General features: G+C 65.3%; 15 protein-coding genes. 13 read left to right on the top strand and 2 right to left on the bottom strand.

The window, feature by feature from the left end:
* Positions 1-74 precede the first annotated feature (74 nt).
* Entirely contained in the window at positions 75-962 is an 888-nt protein-coding gene (locus ACE039_RS09925; protein ID WP_485822264.1) for a LysR family transcriptional regulator, read from the bottom strand.
* 138 nt (positions 963-1,100) lie between these two features.
* On the opposite strand from ACE039_RS09925, the gene ACE039_RS09920 reads away from it, so the two are divergent.
* The 3 genes from ACE039_RS09920 to ACE039_RS09910 all read left to right on the top strand — a co-directional run bounded on the left by ACE039_RS09920 (position 1,101) and on the right by ACE039_RS09910 (position 6,315).
* Positions 1,101-2,291, top strand: a complete 1,191-nt coding sequence (locus ACE039_RS09920; RefSeq protein ID WP_485822263.1) for an MFS transporter — start codon at positions 1,101-1,103, stop codon at positions 2,289-2,291.
* Between the two features lie 98 nt (positions 2,292-2,389).
* On the top strand, positions 2,390-4,048 hold the full coding sequence (locus ACE039_RS09915) for a VRR-NUC domain-containing protein (RefSeq protein WP_485822262.1): 1,659 nt from the start codon (positions 2,390-2,392) through the stop codon (positions 4,046-4,048).
* Complete coding sequence (locus tag ACE039_RS09910) at positions 4,045-6,315, top strand: ATP-dependent DNA helicase (RefSeq protein WP_485822261.1); 2,271 nt, start codon at positions 4,045-4,047, stop codon at positions 6,313-6,315. The genes ACE039_RS09915 and ACE039_RS09910 overlap by 4 nt, the downstream gene beginning before the upstream one ends.
* A 5-nt stretch (positions 6,316-6,320) precedes the next feature.
* Here the strand turns inward: ACE039_RS09910 and ACE039_RS09905 are convergent, their stop codons facing one another.
* Positions 6,321-7,853 carry an MFS transporter gene (locus tag ACE039_RS09905; protein ID WP_485822260.1) on the bottom strand — a complete coding sequence of 511 codons (1,533 nt, stop codon included), beginning with the start codon at positions 7,851-7,853 and terminating at the stop codon, positions 6,321-6,323.
* Between the two features lie 148 nt (positions 7,854-8,001).
* Here ACE039_RS09905 and ACE039_RS09900 point away from each other — a divergent pair, with 148 nt between their 5' ends.
* The 10 genes from ACE039_RS09900 (at position 8,002) to cheB (ending at position 19,392) form a co-directional block, all read left to right on the top strand.
* Positions 8,002-8,910: a LysR family transcriptional regulator gene (locus ACE039_RS09900; protein WP_485822259.1), complete on the top strand. Its 909-nt coding sequence runs from the start codon at positions 8,002-8,004 to the stop codon at positions 8,908-8,910.
* A 53-nt stretch (positions 8,911-8,963) separates the two neighbouring features.
* Complete coding sequence (locus tag ACE039_RS09895) at positions 8,964-9,557, top strand: TetR/AcrR family transcriptional regulator (RefSeq protein ID WP_313464513.1); 594 nt, start codon at positions 8,964-8,966, stop codon at positions 9,555-9,557.
* Positions 9,548-10,057, top strand: coding sequence for a PaaI family thioesterase (locus ACE039_RS09890; RefSeq protein WP_448711336.1), 510 nt, complete (start codon positions 9,548-9,550; stop codon positions 10,055-10,057). Before ACE039_RS09895 ends, ACE039_RS09890 begins: the two co-directional genes overlap by 10 nt.
* A gap of 194 nt (positions 10,058-10,251) precedes the next feature.
* Positions 10,252-11,736 (top strand): amidase, encoded by a 1,485-nt coding sequence (locus tag ACE039_RS09885; RefSeq protein ID WP_485822258.1) that lies wholly within the window; start codon positions 10,252-10,254, stop codon positions 11,734-11,736.
* A gap of 255 nt (positions 11,737-11,991) precedes the next feature.
* The gene (locus ACE039_RS09880) at positions 11,992-13,611 is read left to right on the top strand and encodes a methyl-accepting chemotaxis protein (RefSeq protein ID WP_448711332.1); all 1,620 of its coding nucleotides are present in this window, start codon (positions 11,992-11,994) and stop codon (positions 13,609-13,611) included.
* An 8-nt stretch (positions 13,612-13,619) separates the two neighbouring features.
* Positions 13,620-14,162 carry a chemotaxis protein CheW gene (locus ACE039_RS09875; RefSeq protein WP_485822257.1) on the top strand — a complete coding sequence of 181 codons (543 nt, stop codon included), beginning with the start codon at positions 13,620-13,622 and terminating at the stop codon, positions 14,160-14,162.
* A complete protein-coding gene (locus ACE039_RS09870; protein ID WP_485822256.1) occupies positions 14,159-15,436 on the top strand; it encodes a CheR family methyltransferase in 1,278 nt (425 codons plus the stop codon). Before ACE039_RS09875 ends, ACE039_RS09870 begins: the two co-directional genes overlap by 4 nt.
* Complete coding sequence (locus ACE039_RS09865) at positions 15,429-16,088, top strand: chemotaxis protein CheW (protein WP_448711326.1); 660 nt, start codon at positions 15,429-15,431, stop codon at positions 16,086-16,088. Before ACE039_RS09870 ends, ACE039_RS09865 begins: the two co-directional genes overlap by 8 nt.
* Positions 16,085-18,385, top strand: coding sequence for a response regulator (locus ACE039_RS09860; RefSeq protein WP_485822255.1), 2,301 nt, complete (start codon positions 16,085-16,087; stop codon positions 18,383-18,385). The genes ACE039_RS09865 and ACE039_RS09860 overlap by 4 nt, the downstream gene beginning before the upstream one ends.
* Positions 18,382-19,392 (top strand): chemotaxis response regulator protein-glutamate methylesterase, encoded by a 1,011-nt coding sequence (gene cheB, locus ACE039_RS09855; protein WP_448709427.1) that lies wholly within the window; start codon positions 18,382-18,384, stop codon positions 19,390-19,392. The genes ACE039_RS09860 and cheB overlap by 4 nt, the downstream gene beginning before the upstream one ends.
* Positions 19,393-19,420 lie beyond the last annotated feature (28 nt).

Below are 19,420 nucleotides of genomic sequence, written 5' to 3'. Positions count from 1 at the left end.
GCCCCCGCTTTTTTATTTGACCGTCGGCCCGTGTCGGACGGGAAGCGCGCCTTCATATCGGGCAATTCCCGCAGTCAAAGCGGAAACAAATTCTGCACGATGAAGTCCACGAACACCCTGATTTTGGGCGACAGATGTCGGCTGGAGGGCCACAGGATTCGGAACGTGGTGCGGTCTTGGTTGTAGTCGTCCAGCACAGTGATCAGTTTGCCTTCGTCCATTTGACGACGCACGGCGATGTCAGGGACACAGGCAATACCGAGACCTTGTTCGGCAAAGCAGATTTGCGGGTCCAGAGAATTCGTCACCATGCTCGCTGACAGATCCATGGCAAGGGGTTGTCCGTCCCTGCTCAAAGGCCATACATCCGTTTTGCCAGTGGTGGGATACCGGTACAGCAGGCAGGCGTGGCCGGCCAAGTCTTCAGGGTGCTGGGGGAGTCCGGCCCGCTGGAAATAGTCGGGAGCACCGACGATGACCCTTCGGTAGGTGCCGAGTACCCGCGCCATCAATCGGGAATCGCTGGGTTCCCCGGTACGGATCACGGCGTCGAAGCCCTCTTCGATCACTTCCACCAACCGATCCGAGCAGTCGATGTCCAGCGCGACGTCGGGATAGCGCCGTTGGAAGGCCGCCAGTCTGGGCATGAACAACGTGCCGACCGAGGGCAGGCTGATGCGCAGCTTGCCCTGAGGGGCGCTTTGCGTTTGCAGGAGTTCGGCTTCGGCCGACTCGACCTCGCAAAGGATACGGCGGCAGCGCTCCAGAAACAGGGCACCTTCCGGCGTCAGGCTGATGGTACGCGTAGAACGGTGGAACAGACGAACCCCCAAGCGTTCTTCCAGCCGCGCAATGGCTTTGCTGACCGCCGACGCGGAGATTCCCAATTGTTGCCCAGCCGCCGTAAAGCTGCGGCACTCGCCTGCGCGTACGAAGACATCGAGAGAAGCAAGGCTTTCCATTTGAGCTCATCTATTGATGACATTTATGTCATATATATTTTTCACTGTAGCTTATTTTTCTTTTATCCAACTCCCGGCACCATGGATCTCAATGCTCGGCAAAGAGCCCGAACGACTTCCATTTGAGGAATTGTGTTTATGAATCAGACCACCGCATCTGCTCTGCACAAGAGCACCGAGCGATTGCCCTTAGGTGCACTGCTTGCCTTGGCAATGGCAGCCTTCATCACGCTGCTGACCGAGATCATGCCGGCTGGATTGCTTTCTTCTATTGCGCAAGGCTTGAACGTCTCTGAAAGCCTCGCGGGTCAGTTCATTACTGCCTACGCGGCGGGCGCGCTGGTCGCAGCCATCCCGGTGACCAGCCTCACACAAGGCATGCGGCGGCGCCCATTGCTATTGACCGCCATCTTTGGTTTTGCTGCGGTCAACCTCGTCACCGCGCTTTCCGACAGCTATGGTGTCTCATTGGTGGCACGCTTTTTCGCCGGCGTGTTCGGCGGCATCGTCTGGTCGCTGCTGGCCGGCTATGCGATGCGCATGTCGCCGTCGCATCTCAGTGGTCGGGCAATTGCGATATCTGGCGCCGGCGCGACCATCGCTTTGGTGCTGGGTGTACCGTTCGGAGCGTTGCTGGGCCGCGCCATCGGCTGGCAAGGCGCGTTTGGTCTGATGAGTGCCCTGGCACTCCTGCTCATCGTGTGGATCGTTGCCATCGTCCCCGACTTCCCTGGTCAGACCAAGGCGCAACGCCAAACGCTCTCCAGTGTGTTTTTGAAAACCGGCATTCGCGCCGTGCTGTTCGTTGTTTTTACGTTCGTTGTCGCCCACAACATTCTCTACATCTATATCGAGCCGCTTCTCGAACCTTCTGGCTTGTCCGGGAAGGTGGATATCGTCCTGTTCGTCTTCGGGCTGGGTTCGATCATCGGCTTGTGGTTCGTCGGTGCAATGGTCGATCGGCGGCTGCAATTCCTTGCCGTGGCAAGCATCATGATTTTCGCCGTTGCGTCCCTGTTGCTAGGCCTTTGGGGCGATCTTTCGCAGATGGTCTATCCGTCTGTGGCGGTCTGGGGGCTCGCTGTCGGCGGCTTTGCCACGATCACTCAAACAGCCTTGTCTCGGTTCGCCGGCGAGTCGGTTGACGTGGCGCAATCCATGTACACCACGGGCTGGAACACCGCGGTGGCCAGCGGCGGCGTTGTTGGCGGAGTTCTGCTTGATAGGTCAGGCGTGGCGTCCTTTGCATGGATCGTTATCGGAATTCTCGCGGTTTCGTTGTTGGGCATCGTCTTCGCCATGAACAGGGCCTTGACGACCAAGAACTGAGATTGCTTGCCGGCCCATCCGGGGAGCGCGCAGGCAGGCGCTGGCCGCGGCCGCCTGCTATGATTACTGGATAAAACACCAGTTATCCGGCTTGGCCGATGTTCCCCCCGCACCGTTACTACTACCTTCACAATTTCCAGCGCGCGCTGGCGTGGGTCTCTGACCGTTACGCCGACCTGCTGGATGCTGGCGAACGCCGTTTCCTGGATGACTTCCAGGCCTTGCCGCAGACGTCGCAGGCGTTGATGGTGCGCATGCTGATGCGGCGCGGGCCGTGGTTCCGCGCCAGCCGGCTCGTCTACGAAGAAATCCCCAGCACGTCGGATGCCGCCGCGCCGTTGCGGGCGCTGGGCTGGCTGGACGCCGATGCGCCGATGACGCTTGACGAACTATTCAGCCTGCATACCAAGCCCGAGCTTTGCCGCATGTTCGCCAGTGCGCCAGTCAAGCCTGCGGCGCGCAAGGCAGACCTGCTGGAAGCCGTGCGTGCCCGGCTGGGTGAGCCGCACCCGGATGCGGGCCGCAATTATGCCGCCTGGAATCCCGACGCCGGGGAAGCGGTCTGGCGCGTGATGGTGGGCGGGCTTTGCGAACGCTTCCGCCTGATGTTCTTCGGCAATCTGCACCAGGATTGGTCTGAATTCGTGCTGGCCGACCTGGGCGTGTTCCAGTACGAGAGCGTGCCATTCGAGGCGTCGTCGCGGGCGTTCCAGACGCGTGCGGACGTGGATGGCTATCTGGCCTTGCATGCCTGCCGCGCGGCGCTGGACGAAGGCGCCGAGCTTGATGCCCTGTTGCAAGCAGTGGACGGGTGCGCCAGCCAGAACCCCTGGCTGGAAAAGCGCCGCGCCAAGGTGCTGCTGCGGATCGGGCAGGCGTGCGAGCGGGCGCAGGACTGGCCGGCGGCGCAACGCGTCTATGAACGCTGCGCGTATCCGGGCGCCAGGCATCGCCGTATCCGCGTCCATGAGCGCATGGCGCGATTTGACGAGGCTTTGGCGCTGGCCTTGCAGGCGCAAGCCGCACCGGAAAGCGAGGAAGAAAGCCAGCGCCTGGCGCGCATGTTGCCGCGCCTGTACCGAGGCGCCGGGCAGGGCGCGCCCGCGCGGGCGGCAGCGCCGGCGTTGCTACGCACGGATCTCGCCCTGCCACGACCGCCAGTGCCCACTGCGGTGGAATACGTCACTCGCGATCATCTGCATCAGGACGATGCGCCGGTGCACTATGTTGAGAACGCGTTGATTAATTCGCTATTCGGTCTGCTGTGTTGGCCTGCGGTTTTCGCGCCGTTGCCGGGGGCGTTCTTTCATCCCTTCCAGCGTGGGCCCGCCGACCTGGACGCGCCAGATTTCCACGAGCGCCGCAAGGCCCTGTTTACGGACTGCCTGGCGCAGCTGGATACCTCGGCCTATCGCGATGTGATCCTGCGGCGCTATGCGGAAAAATCGGGCGTGCAGTCGCCGTTCGTGTTCTGGGGAGCGTTGTCGGACAAGCTATTGGCGCAAGCGCTGGATTGCCTGCCCGCCGCGCATCTGAAGTTGTACTTTGCCCGGCTCTTGCGGGACGTCAAGACCAACCGGTCCGGGTTGCCGGACTTGATCCGTTTCTGGCCGGCGGAGCGCCGCTATGAACTGGTCGAGGTCAAAGGACCCGGCGACAAATTGCAAGACAACCAGATCCGCTGGTTGCAGTATTGCGTGTCGCATGGGATGCCGGTACGTGTCTGCCATGTCAGTTGGCGCGAGGAGGGGGCATGAGCTACGCCGTGGCGGTGCGCGCGCTGTGCGAATTCACGGCGCGGGCGGGCGATCTTGACCTGCGCTTCACGCCGGCACCGACCGGGCTGGAAGGGATGGCGGGCCATGCGGTGGTGACGGGCCGGCGCGGCCCCGCCTACGAGACCGAAGTGGCGCTGTCCGGCCAGCATGCCGACCTGCTGGTGCGGGGGCGGGCCGACGGCTACGACCCGGTGGCCAATCAGCTGGAAGAAGTCAAGACGTACCGGGGGCAACTGGAGAGCGTGCGCGACAACCACCGCGTGGTGCACTGGGCGCAGGCGCGCGTCTACGGCCATCTGCTGTGCCAGTCGCGCGGGCTGGCGCAGGTGCGCGTCGCTTTGGTGTATTTCAATGTGGTCACCGAAGAAGAGACGGTGCTGGTGGAAACGCACGACGCGCCGGCGCTGGCTGCCTTTTTCCGGGAACAATGCGAACGTTTCCTGAGCTGGGCCAAGACCGAGCTTGCGCATCGCCAGTCACGCGATGCGGCGCTGGAAAAGCTGGCATTCCCGCATGGCGAGTTCCGCGCCGGGCAGCGCGACCTGGCCGTGGCCGTATACCGCACGGCGCGCGACGGCCGCTGCCTGATGGCCCAAGCGCCGACCGGTATCGGCAAGACGCTGGGCACGATCTTTCCACTGCTCAAGGCCAGTCCGGGAACCGGCCTGGACAAGATATTCTTCCTGGCGGCCAAAGGGTCGGGACGCGGCTTGGCGATCGACGCGCTGGATACCGTCAATGCGCAGCCTGCGGCGCCCGGGCTGCGGGTGCTGGACCTGCAGGCGCGCGACAAGACCTGCGAGCATCCAGACCTGGCGTGCCACGGAGATTCCTGCCCCTTGGCGCAAGGCTTTTACGACCGCCTGCCGCAAGCGCGCGAGGCGGCGCTGCAACATGTCCGGCTGGACGCGCCCACCGTGCGCGCCACGGCTCGCGCGCATCAGGTGTGCCCGTATTACCTGTCGCAGGAGCTGATCCGCTGGAGCGACGTGGTGGTGGGCGACTACAACTACTACTACGACGCCACGGCGATGTTGTACGCCATGACGCAGGCCTATCAGTGGAAGGTGGCGGTGCTGGTGGACGAGGCCCACAACCTGGTGGATCGAGCGCGCCGCATGTACACGGGAGAGCTAGACCAGGCGTCGTTGTCCGCGGCGCGTTACGCCGCGCCCAAGGCGCTGAAGAAGTCGCTGGAGGGTTTGCAGCGTTCATGGAACGCGCTGAACAAGAAGCAGGCCGACCGGTATCAGGCCTATGACATGGTGGCGCCAGGCGTGCTGGCCGCCGTGCAGAAGGCGGTAGGCGCGATCATGGAGTACATGGCCGAGTCGCCGTTGCCGCAGGACGATCCGGTATTGGCGTTCTACTTCGAAGCGCTGCAGTTCATGCGCCTGGCCGAACAGTTCGGTTCGCATGCGCTGTTTGACGTCACGCTGTCCGACGTGGGCGTCGCCAGCGCCAAGACACGGCCGTCCACCTTATGCGTGCGCAACGTGATTCCGGCGCCGTACCTGGCTGCGCGCTATGCGGCGGCGCACGCGACCGTGCTGTTTTCGGGCACGTTAAGTCCGCAGCAGTTCTACCGCGACACGCTGGGGCTGCCGAAAGACACGCCATGGATCGACGTGGCGGCGCCGTTTCAGGCCGAGCAATTGGCGGTGCGGGTCGTGGGCAACGTCTCCACGCGTTATCGGGACCGCGAACGGTCGCTGGCGCCCATCGTCGACCTGATCGCCACGCAATACGCCGACCGGCCCGGCAACTATCTGGGGTTTTTAAGCAGTTTCGACTATTTGCGCCAGGTGTCCGACCTGATGCGCGAACGCCATCCGTCGGTGCCGATCTGGTTGCAGACGCCGGGCATGGACGAACCCAGCCGAGCGGCGTTCCTGGCCCGGTTCACCGAAACCGGGCAGGGCGTGGGTTTCGCGGTGCTGGGCGGCGCGTTTTCAGAAGGGGTGGACTTGCCGGGCAAGCGGTTGATCGGCGCTTTCATTGCCACGCTGGGGTTGCCGCAAGTGAACGCCGTGAACGAAAACATGAAGCGGGCCATGGACTTGCGTTATGGCGAAGAGAACGGCTACGACTACACCTACCTGTATCCGGGCATGCAGAAGGTAGTGCAGGCCGCCGGCCGGGTGATCCGCACCGAGCATGATGTGGGAACGGTTCACCTGATCGACGACCGCTATCGCCGGGCCAAAGTGCGGGGCCTGCTGCCCCGTTGGTGGCGAGTGGACTGATCCGGCTATTGCGCCACTGGCACGCTGTCGTGACTGGCTGCCGGACGCCGCCGGCCCAGCAGCGCATAGACGGCCAGCGCGGTCAGCACCGCGATGCCAGCCAAGGCGTGCAGCACATGGCGGAATGCGTCGTTGTAGCTTTGCTGCAGCAGCGCGGCGGCGCCCGGCAACAAGGTTGCAGCCTCGTGCAGTTGGCCCAGCGCCGCGCGGTTCGCGGCCATCAGGATGGCCTTGCCGTCCATCGCGGCAGGCAGCGCGGCCGTCAAGGGCATCTGGATCAGCAAGGCCAGCAGCGCGCTCACGACGGCGATGGCGATGCCGTCCGCCGACACGCGCACCGTGTTGAAGATGCCGGTAGCCATGCCGACGTTGCGCGGCGCCACCACGCTGACAGCCATTGCGTCCATCAAGCCCCACGGCACACCGATGCCGACGCCGATCAGACCCATCGGCAGCCATAGGCCGGTGGCGCCCGTGGCCATGACGTCGGCCAGCCAGACCAGACCGGCCGCTACCGCCAGCAAGCCGGCCGCGGACAGGACGCCGGGGTTGAACCAGCGCGTCAGCAATGCGGCCAGGAACGGCACGATGAGAAGGGGCGCGGCCAGGCCGATCATCAGTTGGCCGGCGGCAAGCGCGCTATAGCCGTCGATGCCGATGAAACGCCCTGGCAGCATGGCGATCAGTACGATGAACAGGAATGCCGGCGACGCCGCCAGCACCTGCACGCCCACGAAACGCGCGTCGCGGAACAGGCTCAGGTCCAGCATTGGCCGGGCGGCGCGGCGCTCCACGCGCACGAAGACCATGGACAGCACGGCGGACGCCAGCAGGGCGCCAATGACATGCGCGTCGGCCCACCCGGCTTCGGGCGCCAGCAGGATGCCGTAGGTGAACAGGCCCAGCGCGCCGGTGAAGCTGATGGCGCCGGGCCAGTCCAGCCTGCCTTGGGCGACGCCTGCCGTCGGCCGCACGCTGACGGCCACCATGACGGCGCCCAGCACGCCCACGCCGCCGGTCGCCAGGAATACCCATTCCCAGCTGGCGACCTGCACCATCCATCCGGCTATCAGCGGCCCGAACGACAGTCCGATGCCGAACGTGGTGCCCAGCAAACTGAAGGCGCGAGTGCGCGCCACGCCATGGAACAGCGGGGCCAGCGACGACATCGCGGCGGCGAACGCGGCCGCGCCGCCCATGCCCTGCATCAGGCGCAGGAAGTCGATCGCGCCCGTGGTGGGCATATAGGGAATGGCGAAGGTGGCGGCGCAGAACCAGGCCAGGCCCGACAACCAGATCCGGCGGGGGCCGTAGAGGTCGGTCAGGCTGCCGGACACCATGATGACGCTGCCGTAGGCAAGGATATAGCCGTTGAGGATCCAGTTCAGTTCCACCGGCGTACCCCCCAGCGCCTGGCTGATCGAGGGCAGGACGACGGCGGGGCCGGTGAAGCACAACGGAATGAGCAGGGCCGTGAGGCAGGCGGACAGCAGTTGCAGCCAGCGATGGCTGTGGGCAGGAGGTTGGGATAGAGGCATGGGCGTGGGGTTGAAACAAGGGCGCCGCGTGGCGGAATTGCGGGAGCGGCGACAGGATGACCGCAAGCTTATGGGGCCCTTGATAAAAGAAAAATAGGCTAGGATTCTGAATATTCAGGACATAACTGTCCGCAATTGGGGAAACGGAATGGACAGCCTTGGAGGCATCGGGGTTTTTGTGCTGGTGGCGGACACGGGCAGCTTTTCCGAGGCGGGCCGCGTGCTGGGCGTGTCGCCCTCAGCGGTGGGCAAAAGCGTGGCGCGCATGGAAGAGCGTCTGAAGGTGCGGCTGTTTCATCGCAGCACGCGCCATATCGCGCTGACGCCCGAGGGCGAGAAATTCCTGGAGCGTTGCCGTCGCATCCTGTGCGAGGTTGAAGCGGCCGAGCTGGAATTGTCCGAAGCGGCCGACGCACCCCGCGGCAAGCTGCGGGTCAGCCTGCCGCGCTATAGCGGGCTGTTTGAATCCACCATCGCCAGCTTCATGCGCCAGTATCCCGACGTGGAGCTGGACCTGGAGTTCACCGACCGGATGGTGGACGTGATCGGTGAAGGCTACGACGCCGTGGTGCGCTCCGGCGACATGGACGATTCCAGCCTGAAGCGCCGCCGGCTGGGGCCATTCCGGCGAGTGCTGGCCGCGTCGCCCGACTATCTGCGCCAGCATGGCACGCCCAAACGCGCGGGCGACCTGCAACGCCACGCTTGTTTGCACTACCGATATCCGGCTACGGGCCGGCTGGAAAAATGGCCGCTGAAGCTGGGCGCTGAGGCGCAGTCGCCCGACTTGCCGCTGACTCTCGTCTGCAACAGCGTCGAAATGCGGATATCGCTGGCGGTAGGCGGGCAGGGCATCGTCTGCCTGCCGGACTTCACGATCCGCCGTGAACTGGCTTCTGGCCAGTTGCAGATCGTGATGGAGGACCGCACGCGCGGCAAGGGCACGATGTGGGCGTTGTGGCCCGCCAGCCGCCATGCGTCGCCGAAGCTGCGGGTGTTCATCGACCACCTGGCGCACGATCTTTTTTCCCTGAATCCGTGTCGGCCGGGCTTGTAGCATGATGCCCATCATATTAATATGATGGGCATCATTTAATCCCGGGGCTGGCCATGCGCTACGACAACGGACACAAGCGGGAAACGCGGATTCGCATTCTGAAAACGGCTGCTGACGCGGTGCGTGCCGAGGGTCCCGAACGCATCGGCGTGGCGGCGGTGATGCGCCAGGCCGGCATGACGCACGGCGGCTTCTACGCGCATTTTGATTCCAAGGATGCGCTGGTCGAAGCCTCGATCGCGCACATGTTCGACGAGGCCCTGGCGCGTGCCGAAAAACACCTGGACGGGCGCACGCCGGCCGAAGGGCTTGCCGCTTACGTGGACACCTACCTGTCGCCCGCCCATTGCGAGGCGCGGGCGTTCGGCTGTCCGCTGGTTGCGTTGGCGTCCGATCTGCCCCGCCAGTCGGAAGCCTGCCGCCACGCTTACGCCACCGGGATGCGCCGCCTGGTGCAAGCCCTGGCGGGCCGGTTGGCCGCGGGCGGCTACCCCGATCCGGAACCGCTGGCCCGTTCGGTATTGTCCGAACTGGTGGGCACGGTTTCCCTGGCCCGTTGCGAGACCGATGCGCAACAGGCGAATGCCATGCTGGCGGATGCCCGCCGGCTCTTGAAGGCCCGGCTGGGCCTGGAGCAATGCCAATGACTTCCTCTTCGACCCCCCGCCGCGAACCCAGTCTGGTCGACGAGACCGGCGCGGGCCTGGATGGCCTGGCGCAACTGCGCGCCTTGCTGGCTTCCGGCCGCAAGCCCGGCATCATGGTGACGCTGGACTTCGACTTCGTGGAAGTGGAAACGGGCCGCGCCGTGTTTGCGGGCACGCCCGGGCCCCAGGCGTACAACCCGATCGGCACGGTGCACGGCGGGTACGCGGCCACGCTGCTGGATTCGGCTTGCGGTTGCGCCGCGCACTCGCAGCTGACGGCCGACCAGGCCTACACCACGCTGGAGTTGAAAGTGGCCTATCACAAGGCCATCACGCGCCATAGCGGGCTGCTGCGCGCGGAAGGCCGGGTGTTGTCGATGGGCCAGCGCGTGGCCTACGCCGAAGCCAAGTTGACGGACGCGCAGGGCCGCTTGCTGGCCTCCGCCACGTCTACGTTGCTGGTGTTCGCGCGGCCGGCTGCTGCCGTTGCCGCAGGGTGAATAAGGCGCCGCCAGATCACGGCGGTGGCGATAGAACGGGTTTGATCGGGCAGCGGGCAGCGGGCGGTAGACAGCAGGCAACAGGCGGCGGGCCGAGGGCCTGGGCAGGCGGGCGCATTCCGCCCGGTTTGCGTAGTATGTCGGTTGCGCCGGGCGGTTTGCCCTGGGCGCACAAACGACATACAGGAGACCGCATGCCCCTCGCCACGCCGGCCGCGCCCGCCAGCCTGAACCCCATCGTCGCCATGCCGGCGCACGCCTTGTCGGATGCGATCCGCCGGCGCGAGGTGTCCTGCGTCGAAGTCATGCGCGCCTATCTGGCGCATATCGACCACGTCAATCCCAAGATCAACGCCATCGTCGCCCGCCGGGATCCGGATGCCCTGCTGCGCGAGGCCGCTGAACGCGACGTCCAACTGGATGCGGGTCAATGGATGGGCTGGATGCACGGCATGCCGCAGGCCCCCAAAGACCTGACGGCCGTACGCGGCATGGTCACATCGATGGGGTCGTTGGTCTATAAGGACTCGGTCACGCCGCACGACTCCATCATTGTCGAGCGGATGCGGGCGTCGGGCGCGCTTTTCATCGGGCGCAGCAACGTGCCGGAGTTCGGCCTGGGTTCGCATACCTACAACCAGGTCTACGGCACCACCGGTAATCCTTACGATCCTTCGAAGACGGCCGGCGGCAGCAGCGGCGGCGCGGCTGCCGCCCTGGCTGCCCGCATGCTGCCCGTGGCCGACGGCAGCGACTTCGGTGGATCGCTGCGCAACCCCGCTGCCTTCTGCAACGTTTACGGCATGCGCCCGTCGGCGGGGCGCGTGCCCTTTGGCCCGTCGCCCGAAGTGTTCTTGAAGCAGTTGTCCTACGAGGGGCCGATGGGCAGGACGCCGCGCGACGTGGCGTTGCTGTTGTCGGTAATGGCGGGGTACGACAAGCGTTCTCCGCTGTCGTTGCGCGACGATCCGGCCGAGTTTGCCGCCCCGCTGGACGCCGACATGCGGGGCAAGCGCATCGGTTGGCTAGGCGACTGGAACGGTTATCTGGCGATGGAGCCGGGCATTCTTGACCTGTGCGTCCAGGGCCTCGGCACGCTGGGTTCCGCGGGTTGCGACGTGGTCGACTACCAGGTGCCTTTTGCCGGCGACCGGTTGTGGCGCATGTGGCTGGCGCATCGGCACTTGATGGTGGGCGGCCAGTTCCATGCGCTGGTCGAGAACCCCGAGACCCGCAAGCTGCTTAAGCCGGCGCTGATCTGGGAAGTAGAGGGGCTTGAAGGAATGACGGCGCGGCAGGTCTACCAGGCGACGGAAGAACGCAGCGTCTGGTATCAGACCGTCCTGCGCATGTTCGACGAGGTGGACTTCCTGGCCGTGCCGTCGGCACAGGTCTTTCCGTTCGACGCGTCGCTGGATTGGCCCAAGCAGATCGCCGGACGCCCCATGGACACCTATCACCGCTGGATGGAGACGGTGACGCCCTGGACGCTGGCGGGTTGCCCGGTGATCAGCGTGCCGGTGGGCTTCAATGCGCAAGGCTTGCCGATGGGCATGCAATTGGTGGGCCCGCCGCAGGCGGATTTGGACGTGCTGCGCCTGGCGCATGCCTATGAGCAGGCCAGTGACTGGGTAGGCGCGCGGCAGCCCGAAACACTGTGGCGCGGCGCCGCTTCATAAGCGGGCGCGGTACGCACTGTCACCGTAAAACACAAGGCCTTGTAAGCGGACTTTGCATTTTCCCGACGAACAGGCCTTTCCATCGAGTTTCCCTTGCATTTTCATAGCTGATAGGCCAAGCCTTTGCAATAATTGGTGAACTTACCCACATTCGGTCATAGTCGGCGTGGACGCGCATCGCAGCGCATCCGATTGATCGTTCAGGGGCGTCCTTTGGGGCGTTGACGCGTTGAACCAGCACAAAGGGCTCCCGGCATGAAGAATCTGACACTCCGCCAGCGCATCCTGGCCAGCTTCCTGGTCATTCTGGCCATCATGGCGTTGATGGTGGTGGTGGATTACCGGCGCTTGCTGCATGTCGAGGCGGAAGTCGCCATGATCAATACCGACGCGGTGCCGGGCATCTACTACAGCACCTCGATCCGGTCGTCGTGGTTCGCGGGGTTCGTGGTGGTTCAGGACGCCTACAACTCGGACACCGATCAAGAGCGGCGTACCGCGTTGGAAGCGTTGCCCAAGAACGACCAGCAACTGGAAGAGAACATCGCGTCGTACCGCCGCACGATCTCGCGCGAGGACGATCGCAAGATGTTCGAAGAGTTCGAAAAGGAATTGCTGGAATACAAGCATATTCGTACCGAAATCCTGGCGGCGGCCGCGGCCGGCGATGTGGCCCGCACGCAGGCGCGCATCAAGTCCGAGCTTCGGCCGGCTTTCTACAAGGGCCGCGACATCCTGGCCAAGATGGTGGCCGAAAACAAGAAGCAGGCGGACGAGGCCGCGGTCAGCATCCAGAGTGCCGTGCAAACGGCCGAGGCCGGCATGCTGATCTCGCTGGCGCTGGCGATCGCCGCCGCCGTCGTGTGCGGTTTTCTGCTGATGCGGGCTATCGCCAATCCGATGCGCGATATCGTCTCGACGCTGGAGTCCACCGGCGGGGGCGACCTGACCCGCCGCTTGTCGCTCGCGCGCAAGGACGAATTCAACGCCATTGAAACGGGTTTCAACGGCATGGTCGACGAATTGAAGGGACTGGTGGGCAAGACGCAGCGATCGGCCGTGCAAGTGGCGACCTCGGTCACTGAAATCGCGGCGACGTCCAAGCAGCAGCAGGCCACGGCCTCCGAGGTGGCGGCCACCACGACCGAGATCGGCGCGACGTCCCGCGAGATCTCGGCGACCTCGCGCGAACTGGTTCGCACCATGACCGAAGTGTCCGGCGCCGCCGAACAGACGGCTTCGCTGGCGGGCAGTGGCCAGGTCGGCCTGGCACGCATGGAAGACACCATGCGCAATGTGGTGGGCGCGGCGGGTTCGGTCAATGCCAAGCTGGCCATCCTGAACGAGAAGGCCAGCAATATCACGCAAGTGGTCACAACTATCACGAAGGTGGCGGATCAAACCAACCTGCTGTCGTTGAACGCGGCGATTGAAGCCGAGAAGGCGGGCGAGTACGGCCGCGGCTTCGTCGTGGTGGCGACCGAGATCCGCCGCCTGGCCGACCAGACCGCTGTCGCAACCTACGATATCGAGCAGATGGTGCGCGAGATCCAGTCGTCGGTGTCGGCGGGCGTGATGGGCATGGACAAGTTCTCTGAAGAAGTGCGCCGCGGCATGGCGGATATGCAGCAGGTGGGCGACCAGTTGTCGCAGATCATCCAGCAGGTGCAGACGCTGGCGCCGCGGGTGCAGATGGTCAACGAGGGCATGCAGGCGCAAGCGACCGGCGCCGAGCAGATCAACCAGGCTTTGCAGCAGTTGAGCGATGCCGCCCAGCAGACGGTGGAATCCCTGCGTCAGTCCAGCCTGGCCATCGAAGAATTGACGCTGGTCGCCAACGACCTGCGCAGTGGCGTGTCGCGCTTCAAGGTGTGAGCCCCGCCATGGCAGCGCTTGCCCCTTCTTTATCCAAGCCAGCCGCCGCGCTTGCTGCGACCCGCCGCCTGTACCTGCTGTTTCGCATCGGCGAAGACCGCTATGCCCTGGATGCGGCGGATGTGGTCGAAGTGTTGGGCCTGCGCGCGTTCAAGCAGGTGCCGGGCACGCCGCCCTGGGTAGCCGGCATGCTCGACCGGCGAGGCGTGCCTGTGCCGGTGATCGACATGAGCGCGCTGGCCGGCCGCGCAAACGCGGTCATGGTGACTAGCACGCGTCTGGCGCTGGTGCGTTTTCGTCCTGATGCCGGCGGAGAAGGCCGTTTGCTGGGCTTGATCCTGGAACATGCGACCGAGACGGTCCATTACGACCCGGCGGCGTTCCAGCCATATGGCCTGGACAACGCCGGCGCGCGCTACCTGGGGCCCGTGTTGAGCGACGCCGACGGCATGGTGCAGGCCGTCAATGTGGGGGACCTGCTGCCGGCCCCGGTCCGGGCGCTGCTGTTCCCGCCCGTCGGCGGCGGCCAGGGCGGCGAGGCGTCGCCATGACCCTGGTCGATGATTTCAGCGCCTTGCTCAAGCGCCAGATGGGGCTGGACAGCGGCTCCATCGGCAAGGCCGCGGTCGAACGCGCCGTGCGGCATCGCATGGGCGCCGTGACTGCGGCGGACGAACGCGATTATCTGATGCGGGTGCAGGCTTCGCCTGCGGAAATGCAGCAGTTGATCGAAGCCGTGATCGTGCCCGAAACCTGGTTTTTCCGGTATCCGGAATCGCTGGCCGCGATGGCGGCGTTGGCGTGCGGACGTTTGTTTGCGGCGGACGTGGCCAACGACCGGGTGCTGCGGGTGCTGAGCGTGCCGTGTTCCAGTGGCGAAGAACCGCATTCCATCGCCATGGCCTTGCTGGACGCCGGCGTCCCCGCCAACCGGTTCCAGGTGGATGCCGTGGATATCAGCGAACGCATGGTCGAGTTCGCCCGGCGTGGCGTGTACGGCCGAAATTCGTTTCGGGGCGATGATCTGACCTACCGCGATCGCCACTTCATCGAGACCCCCGACGGTTATCAGCTATCGACGCTGGCAAGGGAACGGGTGCGCATCCAGCAGGGCAATCTGTTCGACCCCAATTTGCTGTTGGGCGCCGCGCCCTATGACTTCGTGTTTTGCCGCAACTTGCTGATCTACTTTGATGCGAATACGCAGGAGCGCGCGGTGCAGGTGCTGCGGCGCTTTACACGTGGCGATGGCGTGCTTTTCGTGGGGCCCGCCGAGACCAGCTTGATGACGGCGCGCCGCCTGCCCGCCGTGCCGATCGCGCGGTCGTTCGCCTTTTCGGCGCAAGCGATGCCACCGCCCGCCGCGACTTATTCGCCGCCTAAGCCTATCGTGCACGCCTGGACGCCGCCACGGCGGCCGGTTGCGCAGCCGCCGGCGGTGCGCCTGCCGTTGCCGCACGCGGCCATCGCCCCGGCCATGGCTGCGCCCGAGCCCACGGCCCCCGCGGGCAACGCCGCTGCGGCCTTGCGCCAGATCGAGGCGATGGCGAACCAGGGGCGCGTGCGGGATGCGCTGGCTCAGTGTCGGGCACACCTTGAAATTCATGGCGCCAGCGCCGATGGGCTGCATTTGATGGGTCTGCTGCAGGACGCAGCGGGCGACGCGCGAGAGGCGCAGGCGGCCTACCGCAAGGCGTTGTACCTGGATCCGACACACCGTGAAGCGTTGCTGCATCTGGCCGCGCTGATCGCGTCGGCGGGCGACGTGGAAGGCGCCCGCCGCCTGCAAGCGCGCGCGGCGCGACAGGAGGCCCGACGTGAATGAGTCCATTGCGCTGCTGTCCGATGTGGACGACTGCTGGAACCGCATCGGGATCCGGGGCGACAAAAGCTGCGGGCAGCTGCCCGGGCATGTGCATTGCCGAAATTGTCCGGTCTACGCGGCAGCGGCCAAACGCATCCTGGACCGGCTGCCGCCCCAGATGGACGTGCAGGATCATGAACCGGAACCCGTCCAGGGCACGCAATTGTCGTCGCTGCTGGTGTTCCGCCTGGGCCGTGAATGGCTGGGGCTGCCCACCCGGGCGCTGGACGAAGTGGCCGGCAGGCGCCCCGTGCTGACGCTGCCGCATCGCCGCGATCCCGCCGTGCTGGGGGTCACCAACGTGCGCGGCACGCTGACCGTCTGTGTTTCGCTGGCGCGCCTGTTGGGCCTTGACGCCGCGGTGGCGGACACGCGCGAACGGGCCGCCGCCCGCATGCTGATTTTCGGCGGCGCCGGCCGCGCGCTGGTGCTGCCGGTGGATGAAGTGGAAGGCATCCATGCCGTTGACCTCGAGGCGCTGGAGCCACTGCCGGCAACCGTGGAGGGCGCAACCTTGAAGTATTCGCGCGGCGTGGCCCGCTGCGGTAGCCGCAGCGTCGGCGTATTGGACGAAAGTCTCCTGATGCAAGCTCTGGAACGGAGTCTGGCGTGAATCCGGATGAGATGCGCGACGCGTCGCTGCTAGAGCTATTCCAGCTCGAGACCCGCACGCAGGTGCAGGTGCTGAACAACGGTTTGCTTGCGCTGGAACACGACCCGACATCGGCGGCTCATCTGGAAGCCTGCATGCGCGCGGCGCATTCGCTGAAGGGGGCGGCCCGCATCGTGGACCTGCACCCGGCGGTGCGCATCGCGCATGCCATGGAAGACTGCCTGGTGGCCGCCCAGGAAGGGCGCTTGCGCTTGCAGGCGACCGACATCGATGCCCTGTTGTCGGGTACGGACCTGCTACAGCGCGTAGCCACGCCGGGCGTCGAACTGGGGGGCGAGATCGACGAACTGGTCGTCCGCCTGAGCAGCGCGCCCAACGCGCCGCCCGTCGTGGCGCCGCGTCCAGCGCGACCTTCTGATTTCCTGCCACCGATTCATCGACCCGACGATCCGCCGGCTGTGCCGTCCACGCCGCAGCCTGCCGCGGTCACGTCCGCCATGCCGTTGCAGACGATGGTGCGCCGGAGTTCGGACCAGGGCATATCCGAGGGCGAGCGCGTCTTGCGGGTGACTGCGGACACGTTGAATAAGCTGTTGGGCCTGTCCAGCGAAACCCTGGTGGAGTCGCACTGGATTGGCCCGTTCGGCGCGTCGATGCTGCGTCTGCGGCGCATGCAGTCGGGCGCGGCGCAAGCGCTTGACGGGGTGCGCGCGGCGCTGGCCGGCCAACAGGTGGACGCGCGCGTCCAGGCGGCGCTGGACGACGCCCAACGCATTGTCGCCGAGTGCCAGCAAGAGCTTGTGCAGCGCACGAACGAGGTCGATGAATTTGGATGGCGCATGAGCCATCTGGCGAAGCGTCTGTACGACACGGCGCTGGCTTGCCGCATGCGGCCTTTCGGCGACGGGCTGGCCGGCATGGCTCGCATGGTACGGGACCTGGGCCGTTCGCTGGGCAAGCAGGTGCGGCTGGAAATCGAAGGCGACGCGACGCAGGTGGACCGGGACATCCTGGAAAAACTGGATGCGCCCCTGATGCATCTGCTGCGCAACGCCGTGGACCACGGCATTGAAATGCCAATGGACCGCATGGATGCCGGCAAGTCGCCGGAGGGCTTGATCAAGCTGTCGGCGCGCCACGCGGCCGGCATGCTGCTGATAGAACTGAGTGATGACGGGGCGGGCATTTCGCTGGATCGCCTGCGCATCGAAGTCGTGCAGCGCAAGCTGACGAACGCCGAAACCGCGGCCCGGCTGAGCGAGGCCGAACTGCTGGAGTTCCTGTTCCTGTCAGGCTTCAGCACGCGCGGCGAAGTCACCGAAATCTCGGGCCGCGGCGTGGGCCTGGACGTGGTGCAAACCATGGTGAGGCAGTTGCGCGGCGCCGTGCGCATTCATCAGACGTCCGGGCAGGGCACGCGTTTCGTGCTGGAAATGCCTTTGTCGCTGTCGGTGGTGCGCAGTTTGCTGGTGGAGGTGCAGGGCGATATCTACGCGTTTCCGCTTGCCTATGTCAGCCATGCCTTGCAGGTTCGCTCGGAAGACATCGAGCAACTGGAAGGCCACCAGCATTTCCGTTTCATGGACCGGCAGATCGGCCTGGTGTCGGCGCGCCAGATTCTGCGCGCCGGCGAGCCGGCGCCGTCGGCGGAATCGGTGGCCGTCGTGGTCGTGGGTGACCACGACAAGCTTTACGGTATCACCGTGGACCGCTACGTCGGCGAGCGCACCCTGGTGGTGCAACCGCTGGACTCGCGTCTGGGCAAGGTGCAGGATGTGATGGCGGGCGCCCTGATGGACGACGGCACGCCGCTATTGATCCTGGACGTTGAAGACATGCTGATGTCGGTCCAGAAGCTGATCGAAGGCGGACGCCTGACGCGGGTGGACGGTGGGGGGGCGGTCATTGAGGCGCGCCGCCGCAAGCGTGTGTTGGTGGTGGACGATTCCCTGACGGTGCGCGAGCTGGAACGAAAACTGCTGCTGAACCGCGGGTTCGAGGTGGCGGTGGCGGTGGACGGCATGGATGGCTGGAACATGCTGCGCGGCGAAGATTTCGACCTGGTCGTGACTGACGTCGACATGCCTCGCATGGACGGCATCGAACTGGTTTCCCGGATCAAGGCGGACCCCAGATTGCAAAGCCTGCCGGTGATGGTGGTGTCGTACAAGGACCGTGAAGAAGACCGGCGGCGCGGCCTGGATGCCGGCGCCGACTATTACCTGGCCAAGGGCAGCTTCCATGACGATGCGCTGCTTGATGCCGTCGAAGACTTGATCGGAAAGGCACTCACGTGAGAATCGGGATCGTCAACGACCTTCAAATGGCGGTCGAGATCATGCGGCGCGCGATTGCGCTGGAGCCGGGGCTGGAAATCGCCTGGGTGGCATCCGACGGCGAACAGGCCGTGGCCCTGTGCGCCCGCGATCGGCCCGACGTGGTGCTGATGGATTTGATCATGCCCGTCATGGACGGGGTCGAGGCCACGCGCCGCATCATGGCGGAGTCCCCGTGCGCCATCGTCGTCGTGACGGCCGATGTGGCCCGGCATACGGCGCGCGTATTCGACGCGATGGGTCATGGCGCGCTGGACGCGGTGGATACGCCGGTGGTGGGCGATGCGGACATGCGCACCGCTGCGGCGCCGCTGTTGCGCAAGATCCGCAATATCGGCTGGTTGATCGGCCGCTACGGCAATCGTCCGGCGCTGACCCCCGTGGATACGCTGACGCCCCGGCCCACCTCGCAGCGTTTGCTGGTGATTGGCGCCTCGGCGGGCGGCCCGGCGACGCTTGCGCAATTGCTGCGCGACCTACCGCTGGATTTCCCTGCCGGGATCGTGCTGGTGCAGCATGTGGACGCCTCGTTCGCGGCGGGGATGGCGGATTGGCTGAATGATCAGGTACTGTTGCCGGTGCGGCTGGTGCGCGAAGGCGAACGGCCGCTGCCCGGGCAGATACTGCTGGCGGGCACGGATGACCATCTGCATTTGCTGGCTGATGGCACGCTGCGCTACACCGAAGATCCGAAGGAAAGCCTGTACCGGCCGTCCATCGACGTGTTTTTTCACAGCGTGGCGCAACATTGGCGCGGTACTGCGGTGGGCGTGTTGCTGACCGGCATGGGGCAGGATGGGGCGCGCGGCTTGAAGGCCATGCGCGAACGCGGATGCCTCACCATTGCGCAAGACCAGGCCACCAGCGCCGTGTACGGCATGCCCAAAGCGGCCGCCGCCATGCAGGCGGCCGTGGAAATCAGACCATTGAATCAGATCGCTCCCCGCTTGGTCCAGGCGTTTGCCTGAGCGGGCCGACATTGGCAGACATCAAGGA

This window comes from Achromobacter maghribensis (genome assembly GCF_057334215.1).
The sequence above is the reverse complement of the archived record's forward strand: the minus strand, read 5'-3'. Positions and strand labels throughout refer to the sequence as shown.